This is a genomic window from Flaviramulus multivorans (genome assembly GCF_021728415.1).
Classification (GTDB): Bacteria; Bacteroidota; Bacteroidia; order Flavobacteriales; family Flavobacteriaceae; genus Sabulilitoribacter; species Sabulilitoribacter multivorans.
In genome coordinates this window covers 500,596-516,532 of record NZ_JAKKDV010000002.1, presented here as the reverse complement: position 1 = coordinate 516,532, position 15,937 = coordinate 500,596, and the positions used below count along the sequence as shown (strand labels likewise).

At 32.3% G+C, this 15,937-nt stretch carries 14 protein-coding genes; 10 read left to right on the top strand and 4 right to left on the bottom strand.

Features of this window, described 5'->3' with window-relative positions:
- Positions 1-176 precede the first annotated feature (176 nt).
- From L3X39_RS07195 to L3X39_RS07175, 5 genes are all read left to right on the top strand, one after another.
- Complete coding sequence (locus L3X39_RS07195; protein WP_237231095.1) at positions 177-3,215, top strand: tetratricopeptide repeat protein; 3,039 nt, start codon at positions 177-179, stop codon at positions 3,213-3,215.
- A 27-nt stretch (positions 3,216-3,242) separates the two neighbouring features.
- Positions 3,243-4,979, top strand: a complete 1,737-nt coding sequence (locus tag L3X39_RS07190; RefSeq protein WP_237231094.1) for a porin family protein — start codon at positions 3,243-3,245, stop codon at positions 4,977-4,979.
- A 28-nt stretch (positions 4,980-5,007) separates the two neighbouring features.
- Positions 5,008-5,550: a hypothetical protein gene (locus tag L3X39_RS07185; RefSeq protein WP_237231093.1), complete on the top strand. Its 543-nt coding sequence runs from the start codon at positions 5,008-5,010 to the stop codon at positions 5,548-5,550.
- A 112-nt stretch (positions 5,551-5,662) separates the two neighbouring features.
- Complete coding sequence (locus tag L3X39_RS07180; protein WP_237231092.1) at positions 5,663-7,276, top strand: amidohydrolase; 1,614 nt, start codon at positions 5,663-5,665, stop codon at positions 7,274-7,276.
- A gap of 8 nt (positions 7,277-7,284) precedes the next feature.
- Complete coding sequence (locus L3X39_RS07175; RefSeq protein WP_237231091.1) at positions 7,285-7,695, top strand: hypothetical protein; 411 nt, start codon at positions 7,285-7,287, stop codon at positions 7,693-7,695.
- Here the strand turns inward: L3X39_RS07175 and L3X39_RS07170 are convergent.
- Entirely contained in the window at positions 7,692-8,390 is a 699-nt protein-coding gene (locus tag L3X39_RS07170) for a class I SAM-dependent methyltransferase (RefSeq protein ID WP_237231090.1), read from the bottom strand. The genes L3X39_RS07175 and L3X39_RS07170 overlap by 4 nt on opposite strands.
- A gap of 73 nt (positions 8,391-8,463) precedes the next feature.
- Between L3X39_RS07170 and L3X39_RS07165 the strand changes: the two genes are divergently transcribed.
- Genes L3X39_RS07165 through L3X39_RS07155 form a run of 3 tightly spaced genes read left to right on the top strand, consistent with a single transcriptional unit; the run spans position 8,464 to position 10,694 of the window.
- Positions 8,464-8,955, top strand: coding sequence for a YkgJ family cysteine cluster protein (locus tag L3X39_RS07165; RefSeq protein ID WP_237231089.1), 492 nt, complete (start codon positions 8,464-8,466; stop codon positions 8,953-8,955).
- Between the two features lie 21 nt (positions 8,956-8,976).
- The gene (locus L3X39_RS07160; protein ID WP_237231088.1) at positions 8,977-9,816 is read left to right on the top strand and encodes a sterol desaturase family protein; all 840 of its coding nucleotides are present in this window, start codon (positions 8,977-8,979) and stop codon (positions 9,814-9,816) included.
- Between the two features lie 53 nt (positions 9,817-9,869).
- A complete protein-coding gene (locus L3X39_RS07155; RefSeq protein ID WP_237231087.1) occupies positions 9,870-10,694 on the top strand; it encodes a glycerophosphodiester phosphodiesterase family protein in 825 nt (274 codons plus the stop codon).
- Between the two features lie 108 nt (positions 10,695-10,802).
- Here the strand turns inward: L3X39_RS07155 and L3X39_RS07150 are convergent, their stop codons facing one another.
- On the bottom strand, positions 10,803-12,035 hold the full coding sequence (locus tag L3X39_RS07150; protein ID WP_237231086.1) for an exo-beta-N-acetylmuramidase NamZ family protein: 1,233 nt from the start codon (positions 12,033-12,035) through the stop codon (positions 10,803-10,805).
- A gap of 9 nt (positions 12,036-12,044) precedes the next feature.
- Here L3X39_RS07150 and L3X39_RS07145 point away from each other — a divergent pair, with 9 nt between their 5' ends.
- Entirely contained in the window at positions 12,045-13,280 is a 1,236-nt protein-coding gene (locus L3X39_RS07145; RefSeq protein WP_237231085.1) for an ABC transporter permease, read from the top strand.
- A gap of 49 nt (positions 13,281-13,329) precedes the next feature.
- On the opposite strand, the gene L3X39_RS07140 is transcribed toward L3X39_RS07145, so the two are convergent.
- Positions 13,330-13,551, bottom strand: coding sequence for a hypothetical protein (locus tag L3X39_RS07140; protein WP_237231084.1), 222 nt, complete (start codon positions 13,549-13,551; stop codon positions 13,330-13,332).
- A gap of 176 nt (positions 13,552-13,727) precedes the next feature.
- On the opposite strand from L3X39_RS07140, the gene L3X39_RS07135 reads away from it, so the two are divergent.
- A complete protein-coding gene (locus L3X39_RS07135) occupies positions 13,728-15,086 on the top strand; it encodes a pyridoxal-phosphate dependent enzyme (RefSeq protein ID WP_237231083.1) in 1,359 nt (452 codons plus the stop codon).
- Between the two features lie 60 nt (positions 15,087-15,146).
- Here L3X39_RS07135 and L3X39_RS07130 read toward each other — a convergent pair whose 3' ends face one another.
- Entirely contained in the window at positions 15,147-15,920 is a 774-nt protein-coding gene (locus L3X39_RS07130) for a 3-methyladenine DNA glycosylase (protein WP_237231082.1), read from the bottom strand.
- Positions 15,921-15,937 lie beyond the last annotated feature (17 nt).

The following is a 15,937-nucleotide window of genomic DNA, read 5'->3' as shown; positions in this document are numbered from 1 at the left end:
GAGTTGTAAATGTATTACTAAAAAGTTAAATCTTAAAAGGTAACGATTAAAAGTTTGCTTTATTTTCAATAGTAATTTAACATTTAATAACTAGGTTTATAATTATAGCACGATTGTTGCGTTATAGGGATTATATTAAATTATCTTTGAACATCAAATTAAAAAACGAATCATTAATGAGTAATAAAAATATTGTTTCCTTTTTGGTGGCCATATGTTTTTGCTTTCATATTCTAGCACAGCAATCTGCCACTTATACGAGTAATTTAGTTGATTACCAAAAGGCTTTATCGCTTTACAATAATCAACAATACCTTGCGGCTCAATCTTTATTTAGTAGTGTAAAAAAAACGGCTAAAGAAGAGATTTTACAATCTGATTGTACATATTACATTGCGAATTGTGCGGTTAGACTTAACCAACAAAATGCAGATCAATTAGTAGAAGATTTTGTGAAAGAATACCCAACGAGCACAAAACGAAATACAGCCTTTGTGGATGTTGCAGATTATTATTTTGAAAACTCTAAATATGCCTATGCTCGAAAATGGTATGATAAAGTTGATGAGAATGCCTTAGGAAGAAAGGAGAAAGAAAAATTCAACTTTAATAACGGGTATTCTGCTTTTTCTGTGAAGCAATACAAAGAAGCAAAGAAGTATTTAAGTAGAGTAGAGAATTCCCAAGAGTTTGGTTCTCAGGCTAAATATTATATGGGTTTTATGGCTTATGAAGGAGACGACTACGACCAAGCCAATGAGTATTTTGAGCAAGTTAGCGACCAAGAACGATATAAAGAAAAGCTTTCTTATTATCAAGCCGATTTAAACTTCAAACTTGGAAATTTTGAAAAAGCTATTGAGCTAGCAAAAGCTAGGTTGAGCTCTAGTGATGAGAATGAAGTCTCTGAACTTTCCAAAATAATTGGTGAAAGCTATTTTAATTTGGAAAAGTATGAAGCATCTATCACCTATTTAAAAGCTTATCAAGGTAAAAAGGGTAATAGAGACCGAACAGCTAAATGGAACAATACTGATTATTACCAATTGGGTTATGCCTATTATAAACAAAAGGATTATGAAAATGCTATTTCTGAATTTAATAAAATCGTAGGAGGTAATAATTCTATTGCTCAAAACGCCTACTATCATTTAGGAGAAAGCTATATTCATTTAAACAAGAAGCAAGAAGCTTTAAACGCTTTTAAAAATGCCTCTGAGATGGATTTCGATTTGAAAATTCAAGAAGATGCTTGGTTAAACTACGCTAAGATTAGTTACGAAATAGGAAATCCGTATCAATCTGCTCCTCAAGTACTGGCAGGATATTTAAAGAAATATCCGAATACAAGTTATAAAGAAGAAATAGAAACACTTTTAATCGATTCTTATATTACGTCCAAAAATTATAAAGAGGCGCTTAAATTATTAGAAGGTAAAAAGAGTTTTGAAAATAAAGTAGCTTACCAAAAAGTGGCATTTTATAGAGGATTAGAACTTTATAATGAGGGTAATTATTTAGAAGCAGAAACCTTGTTTGATGCTTCTTTAAAAGAGCCGAGAGATCCAAAATTTACCGCCAGAGCAACATTTTGGAAAGCCGAAGCCGATTATAATTTAACAAATTATGACGAAGCATTAATTGGTTTCAAACAATTTCAGCAACAAACCGAATCGTCTTCAACACCTGAATACGAAAATATTAATTACAACTTAGCTTATACCTACTTTAAATTGAAAAACTACGGACAAGCTACGCAATACTTCAATCAATATATTTCAAATAAAAGGGGCGATAAGGTTAGACTGAACGATGCATATTTGCGATTGGGCGACGGACATTTTGTTTCTAGTGAATACCAAAGTGCTATAAATGCTTATGAAAATGCGATTAAAATAAACGAAATAGACTCTGATTATCCAGCATTTCAAAAGGCTATTAGTGTTGGATATACGGGGCAATCTTCAAAAAAGATAAAAGAATTGGAAAACTTTATTTCAGATTATCCAAGTTCAAAACTACGTGATGATGCGATGTACGAACTTGGTAATACCTATGTAAAAGCAAACGAAACCGATAAGGCAATGGCTATTTACAATCGACTAAATAGTGAGTATAAAATGAGCTCGTTTGTGCCAAAAGCTTTGCTTCGTCAAGGATTGGTTTATTATAATTCAAGTGAAAACGAAAGTGCCTTAGCAAAATTTAAAACCGTTGCTAGAGATTATCCTGGTTCGCCAGAAGCGGTTCAATCAGTAGCCACTGCAAAATTAATTTATATTGATTTAGGACGTGTAGATGAGTATGCTTCGTGGGTAAGAACGTTAAATTTTGTTGAAGTGACCGATGTAGAGTTAGATAATGCAACATATGAAGCAGCCGAAAAGCAATACTTAGATGGTAATACAGATAAGGCTATAAAACAATTTAATGGGTATTTAAGTCAATTCCCTAGAGGTTTACATGCGCTACAAGCACATTTCTATGTGGCGCAACTGTATTACAAAAAAGATTTGTTGGAGAATGCAGCACCTCATTATAAGTATATCATTGAGGCTTCACAAAGCGAATATACCGAGGAAGCGCTTACCCGATTATCGCAGTTTTATTTAGAGAAGAAAAACTGGAATCAATCGATTCCATTATTGCTCAGACTTGAAAATGAAGCAAACTTTCCTCAAAATGTGGTATTTGCACAATCAAATTTAATGAAAGCATATTACCAATTAAATAATTACGAAGATGCCTTTACCTATGCAGATAAAGTATTAGCAAGTTCGAAAATTGATAATAAGATAAAGAGTGATGCGCATGTTATAATTGCTCGATCTGCAATAAAAACTAATGATGAAGCTAAGGCTAAAGCTGCCTATGTACAAGTTGAAAAAGTAGCTACAGGCGAAACAGCAGCTGAAGCATTGTATTATAACGCCTATTTTAAAAATAAAGAAGGGAAGTACGAAGCGTCTAACAATACAGTACAAAAATTGGCTAAAGACTTTTCAGGATATAAATATTACAGTGCCAAAGGTTTGGTGCTTATGGCTAAAAATTATTATGCTTTAAAAGATGCATTTCAAGCCACTTATATACTTGAAAGTGTAATTCAAAATTTTGTTGAATTTGATGAGGTTGTTTCCGAAGCTAAAGCAGAATTAAGCAAAATAAAAACTGAAGAAGCTAAAACAAATTCATCTATTCAACCTGAAGATTAATAATCATCAATCATAAATCAAAAACATATGCGAAAGCACATTAAAAATATATTATTAGTAGCAGTAATGTTCAGTGCTACTATAGCATTCTCTCAAGATAGAAAAAATGATACAATAAATACTGGGGTAATTGATGTTGTAAAACCATATACACCAACTATCTCTGATGCTTTTAAAGTGAAAGAAACACCCACTTTAGATGATGAAACTACAGAAACTAAAAAAGTAATTAAATACAATATCTTCTCGTTTCGAGTAGCATCTACATTTACACCTGCTAAGGGTAAGGCTGCAGTAGTTGAAAAAAGACCACCAGCAAAATTATTTGATAATTATGCCACTTTAGGCGTAGGTACTTATACCTCTATCTTAGGAGAGATCTACTTAAACCATGCCATTAGTAGAACCGAAAGTGTAGGTGGATATGTAAGTCATCATTCATCACAAGGCGGGATTGAAGGCGTACAGTTTGACGATGGTTTTTCAAATTCAAAAATTAACGTTAATTATAGTAGTCGTTTACGTGATTTAGCATGGAATGTAGAAGGCGGTTTTCAACATCAAATGTATAATTGGTATGGTGTTCCTGATTCTCAAGTTGCACAAGCACAAGCTGATAATATTGATGTAGGTCATTCTTTTTTTAATGCTCATTTTGGAGGTGATATTTCTTTTGAAGATACTTACATAAATTCAGGTAGTTTCTTTTTCAGACGTTTTGGAGATAACCAAGGATCTGGTGAAAACAGGTTTATTGTAAAAGCTAAAGTAGATATTCCAGTAAATGATGTGGAAATATCTACCGATTTTAAGTTTGATTACATTAATGGAACGTTCGATAGAAATTATTTTACCAACGAAGAATTACGATACGGTAATTTTCAAATAGGTGTGACACCTACATACGAACTTAAGCAAGACGATTTGACGGTGAATTTAGGAGTATCGGCCTATTTCTTGAATGATAAAGAAAGTGGCGATAGCAAGTTTTATTTGTATCCTAATGTATCAGCTACGTACCGTTTAGTTAATGATGTTTTAATTGCTTATGGTGGCATAAAAGGCGATTTAATTCAAAATTCTTATTATGATTTGGCAACAGAAAACCCGTTTGTTTCTCCAACCTTGTTTATCATGCCAACAGATCAATTATACAATGCCTTTATTGGTTTAAAAGGAAAACTCTCAAGTAATATGAGTTATAACATTAGTGGGAGTTATTTATCAGATAGAAACAAAGCCCTATATAAAACCAATGTTGTTAAAAATGTATCACCCGAAAAAAGTTATGATTACGGAAACTCTTTTGGAATTGTTTATGATAATTTAGATACGTTTAGTGTTGCTGGTGAAATAAATGTAGATGTAAATCGAAATTTTAAATTAGGATTAAAAGCAGAGTATTATACATATAACACGGATAACGAAGCTGAAGCTTGGAATTTACCAGATGTAAAAGGCTCATTGTTTTTAGATTATCAAATAAACGAGCACTGGTTTGCTGGGGCTAATTTGTTTTACATTGGCGAACGAAAAGACCAAATAGAATTAGAAGGTGCTTTACAACCTGAAGATTTAATTACTAATGTGATTTTGGATAGTTATTTTGATGCCAACGCACATTTAGGATATCATATAAACGACCAAATTTCAGTGTTTGCTAAGGCTAATAACATAGCAAATAAAGCATATCAAAAATGGCAAAATTTCCCTGTACAAAGTATTCAATTTTTGGCTGGAGCTACCTTCAAGTTTGATTTCTAATTTCCTGTGAAAACAGGAATCTGTTAATATGAAAAGTTTATTATTCTTAGTATTATTTGTGAGTTTTAATTTTTGTTATGGGCAAAATGATTCAATTTTTATAAGGAAAAATATTGAGCCTTTTTCAGATAAACCAGTTTATAAAACAGATACAATAGTTTTTGATACACCAAACGCAAGAAATATTTTAATTGGTAACGTTATTTTACCACAAACAAGTAATCAGCAATTAACTAAATCGTATGGATTGTTTTTTGAGGAATTTGGTGTTAAAGATTGTTCAGAAAGTCAGGATGAGCCAAAACCTAATAAAATAGTTGAAATAGACAGAAGTAAAGAAGAATGGGGTATTAAAGCTATTGTGTATACTAATTGTTGTCAAGATTTTCTAGCTGATGTTGAAGTAAAAAATGATAATACACTTAATCTTATATTCATTAATTATGGAATGTATTGTTTTTGTAGCTGTCCTTTCGAAATCACTTATAAGTTTAGGGTTATGGAATTTGATGATTTAAAGAAAATAAAGTTTGTTTCAATTAATGATGAAGCAAAAACTAATTTAGAATAGGAATTTACTTTTCAATTCAGAATTTTGTACTAATCCACTTTTAAGATAAAACCTAAAAAGCGTTCAATTAAGAACGCTTTTTCTATTTTTACCTAAATCAATTTTATAAAAAATGAAAAACTTTCTGCTATTTGGTATTTTAATAAGCTTAATTTCATGTCAATCCAAGGAAACCGTTGATTCAATTATAATCAATGGAAACATCTATACGGTAAATAATGTTTTCGAAAAAGCTGAAGCTTTTGCGATTAAGGATGGCAAATTTGTAGAAATTGGTAACAGTAAAGACCTTCAAGATAAATATGTTGCAGATACTATTATAGATGTCAAAGGGAATACTATTGTACCCGGATTTATTGATGCGCATTGCCACTTTTTAGGCTTAGGCTTCAATCAAATTGCTGTAGATTTAGTAGGAACTAAAAGTTTTGATGAGGTAGTACAACGTGTAGTAGATTTTCAGAAAACCAATCAGCTTAGTTTAATAACAGGACGCGGTTGGGATCAAAATGATTGGGACGTAAAAGAATTTCCAGATAACACCTTATTAAATCAACTATTTCCAGATACACCAATTGCATTAACAAGAATTGATGGTCACGCTATAATTTGTAATGATGCTGCTCTACGCTTAGGTAACGTGACTGTGAAAAGTAAAATTGATGGCGGTGAAGTGGTGCTTAAAGATGGGAAACCAACAGGAGTTTTAATTGATAATGCCGAAAATTTAGTTATGGATTATTGGCCAAAACCATCAAGGGATGAAAAAGTAAAAGCCTTATTGTCGGCTCAAAAAATTTGTTTTGACTTAGGGTTGACAACGGTTGATGACGCTGGATTAAATCAAGATGCTATTGAGATTATTGATAGTTTACATAAAACAGGGGATTTATCCATGCGAGTTTATGCCATGGTTTCCGCCTCTAAAAAAAATCTAGACTACTATTTAAATAAAGGTGTTATTAAAACCGATAAATTAAATGTACGCTCCTTTAAGTTTTATGCCGATGGTGCTTTAGGCTCTAGAGGCGCCATGTTACGTGAACCTTATTCAGATAAACCAGGTCATTTAGGATTGTTAGTGAATAGCATTGAAACCCTAAACGAAACTGCAGAACGCATTGCGAATTCCGAATATCAAATGAATACTCACGCGATAGGAGATTCTGCAAATCATGCAGTATTGAATACTTATAAAAAAGTATTGCAGAATAAAGCAAATCGACGCTGGAGAGTGGAACATGCTCAAATAGTTTCTCCAGAAGATTTTGAGCAGTTTACAGATATTATACCGTCTATTCAACCTACGCATGCAACCAGCGATATGTATTGGGCTGAAGATAGGGTAGGACCACAGCGTATAAAAGGAGGTTATGCTTATAAGGATTTATTAAAAGCTTATGGTAAAGTAGCTTTAGGTACCGATTTTCCAGTGGAACAGGTGAGTCCGTTTTTAACCTTTTACGCTGCTGTAGCACGTCAAGATTTAGAGCAATTTCCTGATGGTGGTTTTCAAATGGAGAATGCTTTAAGTAGAGAAGAAACTCTGAAAGGGATGACAATTTGGGCAGCTTATTCAAATTTTGAAGAAGAAGAAAAAGGAAGCATTGAAGTTGGCAAGTTTGCTGATTTTATCATTTTAGATAAAGATATTATGACAATTGAAATAACTGAGATACCCAATATTAAGGTGATAAATACGTTTGTTGATGGAATAGCACAATAATGTTTTAAATGAAGAAATTACTTGTTTGTATATCAATTTTATATGTAAGCATTTGTTTTTCACAAAACCTTGAATGTTGTAAAACGATTCAAGAAGTAGAACAAGCTATAACGGGCGATTGGAAGTTGAAAGGGGACACTGAAAATGTAATTTACAGGTTTACTTTCGGTAACAAAAATGGGTATGTAGAAGTGCTTGAAGAGTTAAATTTACCTCCAAAAGCAGAAAATAAGGATGTCAATGGTTTGGTTAATGACGATCATACCTTAGTTAAGATTAAATATGATAAAGGTTTGTTTTATATAGATTTAATCTATTTGTATGGTGATGTTTCAGAACCAATTAATGTGCTGAATAAGGAGAGTTTTATTTACGGGATTGGAGATTCAAAGCATATCTTTATACGAGACAAAAACTAAACACTTAATCGTGCTAAATAATCAAAATGGCCACCTTCTAAAACTAATTCACATTTAAGCCCAACAGTTTCACAAGCTAGCCTTAAAGTATTAAAATCTAAATACAACCACTTCATAGGCAATTCGTTTTCGCCTTTATAACTTAAAAAATAGTCTAATTCTCCGTAGTAATTAGCATTGGTGTCTATCCAAAGTCCACCATCTTCATCTTCATACATATATTTAATATCGGATGAATCGATTAGAATTTGACCGTTTGGTTTCAACAGACTTTTTAAATGAGTTAAATATTTAGAAACTTGAATCATTTCCTGAAAAATACCAGTGCCATTCATCAGTAATAAAACAGTATCAAAAGTTTTAGTTTCTTCTAAAACATGCATCACTTCAGCATTTAAAACACCACGTTGTTTAGCAACTTTAATAGCGCCTTTTGAGATATCAATAGCTTTAACAGTAAACCCTTTTTCTTGTAAATACAAACTATGACTTCCACTGCCACAACCAACATCTAAAACCAAACCCTTACATAATTTTAATGCTTTTTTTTCAATTTTTGGCATTTCATCAAAGCTTCTAAATAAATAAGGAAGCGGTAACATATCTTCATCAGATATACTTGTAGATGTTATTATATCTTCCGTATAATGTCCGTTTTGATAATCTAATAATGCTTTTCCAAAAAGGTCTTTCATTGCAATTAATTGTCAGCTCGTATGTCCCGATTTTATATCGGGATGTATCGAGAACTTTAGTTATTTTTACACCATGCAAGACCTTATAGATAATCTTCCAGAGCTCGCCAAAGATAAACATATCGAGAATAAAAAGTTTTTTGCGAAGTTAAAAAAGAAACCGCCTAAGAATTTAGATTATGTAATGCAAGATTTACATGATAATGAATTTAAAAAAACAGATTGTTTAAAATGTGCCAACTGCTGTAAAACTACAGGACCACTTTTTACTGATAAGGATGTGGAACGCATTGCTAAGCATTTTAAAATGAAATCGCACCAGTTTATTAGTCAATATTTAAGGATTGATGAAGAAAACGATTATGTGCTGCAAAGTGTACCCTGTACGTTTTTAGGGGCCAATAATTATTGCTCTATTTATGAAGTGCGACCAAAAGCTTGCAAAGAATTTCCGCATACGGATAGAAAAAAGTTTCAGCAAATATCCAATTTAACTTTAAAAAATGTTGCTATCTGTCCAGCAGCTTTTAACATTGTTGAGGCTATGAAGCAAATAATAAAATAAGTATATTTAAATCAAAAAATTTTGGAAACACTATTAAATTATTTTGAAACCATTCCACCGTTGCATCGCGGGCTTATTATTGTTGGAGGTTTAACATTTTTCTGGATTTTAGAAGGCGCATTACCATTGTTTAATTTTAATTATAAAAAATGGAAACACGCTATCCCAAATATATTTTTTACCATAACAACAATACTTGTTAATTTACCAATGGCATTTCTTTTATTAATGTCATCAGATTGGGCAATTGCAAATGATTTTGGGATTTTAAACTGGCTACCAGAAATGTCTTTAACACTTTGCATTGTTTTAGGTGTATTTTTAATGGACTTTTTCGGAGCCTATTTACCGCACTTAATTGAGCACAAAGTACCGCCTTTGTGGATGGTTCATTTAGTACATCATTCCGATCATAAAGTTGATGCTACAACAGCTAACAGGCATCACCCTATAGAAAGTATAATTCGATATACATTTACTTTAATTGGAGTTATTGCAATAGGAGCTCCAATTGGAATTGTTATGTTATATCAGTCCTTGTCTATTGTTGCAACACAGTTTAGTCATTCAAATATAAGATTGCCAAAAAAGGTTGATAAATTAATAAGTTATGTTTTAGTTTCGCCAGATATGCATAAAGTGCATCACCATTATAAGATGCCATACACAGATTCTAACTACGGAAACATTTTTTCGGTATGGGATAGGTTTTTTGGAACCTACATGGAACTTGATACCGATAAAATTGTTTATGGCGTAGATGTGTTTCCAGACGAAAAGAAGAACAGCAACATCAAAGATTTACTAATACAGCCGTTTCAAAAATATCAAAAGCCAACAGTAATGTCAAAAGACAATTAAATGTCATTCAGAACAAAGTGAAGAATCTCATCAAAATAATACTTATTTTAAATATGAGTTGTAATACTCCAAATACGATAGATATTCAAGGACACCGTGGTTGCCGAGGGTTGATGCCCGAAAACACACTCCAAGCATTTAAAAAAGCCTTAGAATTAGGTGTACATACTTTGGAATTGGATTTGGTGGTATCTAAAGATAATGTGGTTGTAGTATCTCATGAACCCTACATGAATAGCGTAATTTGTTGGGATGCAAACGGTAATGAAATATTGAAGTCAGATGAAAAAAATCACAATTTATATCAAATGATATTTGATAGTATTAAGCAGTATGATTGCGGTACAAAGTTTCATCCAAGATTTCCGGGACAAGAAAAATTCAAAGCTTATAAACCTTCATTGGAGGAGGTTATTAAAGCCTCAAAATCATTAAACCCCAATATCAAATTTAATATTGAGATTAAAGCAGAACCTAAATATGATGGAATTTTTACACCGAAGCCAAGGGAGTTTGTTAAGTTAGTTTTGGATGTGATAAATCAAAATAATGCATTTATTGAAACAAACTTACAAAGCTTTGATGTTCGCATTTTAGAAGAAATCAAAAGGCAAGAATCAAAAATGAAAGTCGCTTTATTGGTTGACGAAGATGAAACGATTGATGATAAATTGGCTAAACTTAGTTTTAAACCTGAAATTATAAGTCCGTATTTTAAATTGCTTTCCAAAGAAATAGTGGCTCAATATCAAAAGGAACACTATCAAATAATTCCATGGACTGTTAATGATGTTGATGATATGCAACAAATGATAGATTTTAATGTAGATGGCATTATAACCGATTACCCGGATAGATTAGTAGAAATTCTAAAATAAAAGTGTCATTGCGAATCACGTTTTTACGTGATGTGGCAAGCTTTTAAAAGTATTATATATCACTTCATGAGATTACCACGTCGCTTTGCTCCTCGTAATGACATAACTTTACTCATAAATCAAATACTTTTTACGAACTAATTTAAAAGCTTCTAAATCAGTTTTCCAAGTAGCTTTAATATCTTCTTCGCTTAATCCCGCTTCAATTTGTTTTTGAAGCTTGTCCGTTCCAGCATGTTTGGTGAAATTTTCAGTATTAAAAAACAAAGATTTATCAGTTGAATTTTCATAAGCTTTAATAATCCATTGCAAAGTCATTTCATTTTTAACTTTAGTATTGCTTAAATCTTCGCCATAACATAATTTCCTTTTATGCTTGGGATATTTGGCTCCAAAATTTTCAATAGGGGTATAACTAAAACTAAAGATTTCTTTATTTAAAAAAGGCGCGCCATAGCGTTGAAACTGAAATTCTGTACCACGACCAGCATTTATGTTTGTGCCTTCAAAAAGACCTAGACTCGGGTATAATTCAATAGACTTATCGTTTGGTAAATTTGGTGAGGGTCTAATAGGTAGGCTATAAGAAGTCATATGAGTGTAATTTTTTACAGGGATAATAGTAATATCACATTGGAGCCCATTTTCTAACCAGTTTTCACCGTTAATCATTTGTGCGTATTCACCAATAGTCATACCGTGTACTAAAGGTATAGGATGCATGCCTAAAAAGCTTTTGTTTTCAATTTCTAAAGTGGGACCATCTATATAGTGTCCATTAGGGTTAGGTCTATCGAATATTAAAACAGGAATATTATTTTCTGCACAAGCTTCCATAAGATAATGTAATGTTGAAATGTATGTGTAAAATCTAACACCTACATCTTGAATATCAAAAACAACAATATCTAGTCCTTCAAGTTGCTCAGCAGAAGGTTTTTTGTTCTTTCCGTGAAGAGAAATTATTGGCAATCCTGTTTTGGTATCAAATCCATCTTTAATCAACTCACCAGCATCAGCAGTTCCTCTGAAACCATGTTCTGGAGCAAATACTTTTTTTACATCAATATTTAGAGCAATCAAAGAATCAACCAAATGGGTGTTTGCGCTGTCATTTTTAAATATAACTGATGTCTGATTCGCAACAATACCAACACGTTTTTCGTTTAAAAGGGGTAAATATTTTTCAACTTGGTTTGCACCAACAATAATAGCTTTGTCATCCTGAACTTGCTTCAGGATCTCATTTTTTTTATATGAATCATCTTTCACTTTAGAAGCACAAGAAATCATTACTAAAACAAATAATAAAACTGTATTTTTGAAAACAATAAACCTCATTTTGATAATTTGAATTTCGAGTTTTTTATAGCTAAACGCATAATTGGTAGTAAGGCGTATAAAAGTAGTATATCAGCACCAATAATAAAAATTGGTATTACTGCTATTGCTATTGGTATGATAGTTATGATGGTTGCTATTGCAACAGGCATTGGTTTGCAACAAAAAATACGCGATAAAGTTGTGGCGTTTAATGGGCATGTTACTATTACAAAATACGATAGCAACAGTTCTCAAGAAAGTGGATTACCCATTTCAAAAAATCAAGAGTTTTACCCAGAGTTCAAATCAGTAGATGGGATTAGTCATATTCAAGCCGTTGCTTCTAAATTTGGTGTCATTCGTACCGAAACTGACTTTGAAGGAGTTTATTTAAAAGGTGTTGGGTCCGATTATAACTGGGATTATTTCAAAGAGTTTATAAAAGAAGGGCGTTTACCAGATTACTCTAAAAAACGAAACGAAGAAGTATTAATATCCTCATATTTAGCAAACCGATTACATTTTAAATTAGGGGATACGTTTCAAATGGTTTTTGCAAAAGACGACCCCGAGAAACTTCCAAACATCATAAAGTATAATATTGTAGGCATTTACAATTCAGGTTTTCAAGATTTTGATGCTAGCTATTTAATAGGCGATATTAGGCATATTCAGCGTATTAATAATTGGGAAGACGATCAAATAGGAAGCTTTGAAGTGTTTTTAAACGATTATAATGAAATAGAAAAAAAGGGCGTTGAAATCTATCAAAACACGCCATCAACATTAAACACACAAACTATTACCGATAAGTATTATTCCATTTTCGAATGGATAAAAATCTTCGATAAAAACATTTATGGGATTATAGGTATTATGATACTGGTAGCGGGCATAAATATGATAACCGCGCTTTTAGTTTTAATATTAGAGCGCACGCAAATGATTGGGATTTTAAAAGCACTTGGTAGTAACAATTGGAGCATCCGTAAACTCTTTATTTACAATGCGTCCTACCTTATTTTATTAGGTCTGTTTTGGGGTAATTTGTTAGGTTTAAGCCTACTTTTAGCGCAAAAGTATTTTAAACTTTTTCCATTAGACCCCAGTGTATATTACGTTACCGAGGCACCGGTTTATATAAGCTTCGGTTACATTTTGGCATTGAATTTAGGCACCCTTATTCTTTGCCTTCTTATGCTTTTAATACCTTCATACATCATCACAAAAATTTCTCCTGTAAAAGCAATTCGTTTCGATTAAAAAAAAAGCCGCAAATTAAGAATTTACGGCTTTTGTTATATTTAATTTGTTAACGACCATAGACAACACAACTTCCTAATCTATCACCTTCATGTTTTATAAGATGCATTGCCGCTGCAGGTAATGAGACATTAATGACATGTGGATTGTTATCTACATTATGGCAAATATCTACTTTGAAAGCGGAAAGACTAGCAATTAAACCTATGGTTATTAGACCTGTAATAAAAGATTTTGTTTTCATAATAAAAGTATTTGGGTTACATGACAAACATAAAGTGTTTATAAAAGGATATTAAATTTTTTGGACTAAAAGAACCTTTTTGAAGATTAATGGGGGAGACAAACGATGAAGTGATTAATAAATTCGATAACAAAAGGCTGTTTTTGCTTAAATATTCATAACAAATACAGGTTTTTTAAATCAATTATGTATTTTTGCACGATATGAATTACGCTAAAAACATACTTGAAACTATCGGAAATACTCCTTTAGTAAAACTCAATAAACTTACAAAAGATTTGCCCTGTTTAGTATTGGCAAAATACGAAACCTTTAACCCTGGAAACTCTACAAAAGACCGAATGGCGCTTAAAATGATTGAAGATGCTGAAGCCGACGGACGTTTAAAACCCGGAGGAACCATCATCGAAGGTACTTCAGGCAATACAGGTATGGGTTTAGCGCTAGCAGCTATTGTAAAAGGTTACAAATGCGTGTTTGTAATCAGTGATAAACAATCCAAAGAAAAAATGGACATACTTAGGGCAGTAGGAGCTAAAGTAGTAGTGTGTCCAACCAACGTTGAGCCAACTGATCCTAGAAGTTACTATTCTGTTTCAAAACGATTAAGTGAAGAAACGCCCAATTCATGGTATGTAAATCAATACGATAATCCAAGTAATGCTGCGGCTCATTATGAAACTACAGGTCCTGAAATCTGGAAGCAAACCGATGGTAAAGTGACACATTTTGTTGTTGGAGTAGGTACAGGCGGAACTATTTCGGGAGTTGGAAAATACTTAAAAGAGCAAAACCCAAATATTAAAGTTTGGGGTGTTGATACCTATGGTAGTGTATTTAAAAAATATCATGAAACAGGTATTTTTGATGAAAACGAAATCTATCCATACATCACCGAAGGTATTGGGGAAGATATTTTACCAAAAAATGTTGATTTTAGTATTATAGACGGTTTTACAAAAGTAACCGATAAAGATGCGGCTATTTATACTCAAAAGTTAGCCAAAGAAGAAGGTTTTTTCCTAGGCAACTCTGCAGGTTCTGCAATAAAAGGTGTTTTACAATTAAAAGAGCAATTTACTAAGGACGATGTTGTTGTTGTACTTTTTCACGACCACGGAAGCCGATACGTGGGTAAAATGTTTAATGAAGAGTGGATGCGAGAACGCGGATTTATTGACGATGAAAAAACAACTGCTGAACATTTAGTAAAAGCTTCGGGCAACCAAAATTTAATAACGGTGAAAACTGAAGAATTGGTGATGCATGCTATCGAGCGAATGAAAACCTATAAAATTTCGCAAATACCAGTTGAAGATTCTACGGGATTTGTAGGTGCAATTGATGAGGCAGACTTATTACGAAAGTATATTGAAAACAAAGATATTTCAGATTTACCTATAAAAGATGTGATGCATAAACCGTTTCCAATAGTAAATAAAAACACGTCGGTTGATGATATTTCAAAGCTATTTAGTAGAGATAATAATGCGGTTTTAGTAAAACTTGATGATGACAATTATCAGATAATTACCAAGTACGATATTATCAGTGCGTTGTAATAAAAGTAAATTTAAGATATATGGTTTTGCTGGTTTAAAGCTGTCAGTTAATAGGTACTTTTAATTGGTCATTTCAATAGCCCAATTATTATTTTCTTTTAAAAGATTTCGCAGGGCGTGTTTAATAATCCATTTTCTTTCTTTACTTATTTGTTTTCCATTCCAAGATTCAATCAATTCTTTTCCAACATCATAATTATCCTTAAAAATATCATTGATGCAGTTAGCGACTGATTTTTGAATGTATTTTGACGGGTCGTCTTTTAAATTGTTTAAAATTGGAATTATAGGTTTAGGATTTTCAATGAAGATATCTAGTTTCTTCGCCCAAGGTAACCTAGGTCTAACACCTTCACTGGATAATCTCCTAACATGTTTGTTGGGGTTAACAGACCAAATCATCATTTGTTGCATGGTTTTTTTAAGGTCTTTTTCAATAAATGGTCGAATAGTGTATTCACCAGTATTGCGCTTAGTGATTTTTTCAATGGCAATCATGGAAATTTCAAAATCGTTCAACCCATATTTTTCAACATATTTTGCTATTGGCATTATCCAATAAAACTCAGTAAACATTCCTGTTTCTTTTTCGTTTTCTGGACCTAAAATATCCATGAGTTTTACTATTCCCTTTTTGTAGTCTTTATCAAGTCTTAAGTACAATTCATCCGCAATCAATTCAACTCGGTCTTTTAACTCTAAATCAACAACATTTCTATCAATACTTTTAATAAAATCTTCTTCGTTGAAATTCGTTCCATTTGCTTTTAGCTTTTGTGATATTAATTCTGCTAGATTTTTGTCAAACCAATATTTCAACTTTTTGTATGCCATAATTCAGTTAATTCAAC

What these genes read in the sequence shown, in the direction of transcription:
- L3X39_RS07165 (WP_237231089.1), top strand. Translation starts at nt 8,464, where the DNA reads ATGCAAGACCTTATAGATAATCTTCCAGAGCTCGCCAAAGATAAACAT.
- L3X39_RS07130 (WP_237231082.1), bottom strand. Translation starts at nt 15,920, where the DNA reads ATGGCATACAAAAAGTTGAAATATTGGTTTGACAAAAATCTAGCAGAA.
- L3X39_RS07195 (WP_237231095.1), top strand. Translation starts at nt 177, where the DNA reads ATGAGTAATAAAAATATTGTTTCCTTTTTGGTGGCCATATGTTTTTGC.
- L3X39_RS07150 (WP_237231086.1), bottom strand. Translation starts at nt 12,035, where the DNA reads ATGAGGTTTATTGTTTTCAAAAATACAGTTTTATTATTTGTTTTAGTA.
- L3X39_RS07155 (WP_237231087.1), top strand. Translation starts at nt 9,870, where the DNA reads ATGAGTTGTAATACTCCAAATACGATAGATATTCAAGGACACCGTGGT.
- L3X39_RS07180 (WP_237231092.1), top strand. Translation starts at nt 5,663, where the DNA reads ATGAAAAACTTTCTGCTATTTGGTATTTTAATAAGCTTAATTTCATGT.
- L3X39_RS07170 (WP_237231090.1), bottom strand. Translation starts at nt 8,390, where the DNA reads ATGAAAGACCTTTTTGGAAAAGCATTATTAGATTATCAAAACGGACAT.
- L3X39_RS07185 (WP_237231093.1), top strand. Translation starts at nt 5,008, where the DNA reads ATGAAAAGTTTATTATTCTTAGTATTATTTGTGAGTTTTAATTTTTGT.
- L3X39_RS07175 (WP_237231091.1), top strand. Translation starts at nt 7,285, where the DNA reads ATGAAGAAATTACTTGTTTGTATATCAATTTTATATGTAAGCATTTGT.
- L3X39_RS07190 (WP_237231094.1), top strand. Translation starts at nt 3,243, where the DNA reads ATGCGAAAGCACATTAAAAATATATTATTAGTAGCAGTAATGTTCAGT.
- L3X39_RS07135 (WP_237231083.1), top strand. Translation starts at nt 13,728, where the DNA reads ATGAATTACGCTAAAAACATACTTGAAACTATCGGAAATACTCCTTTA.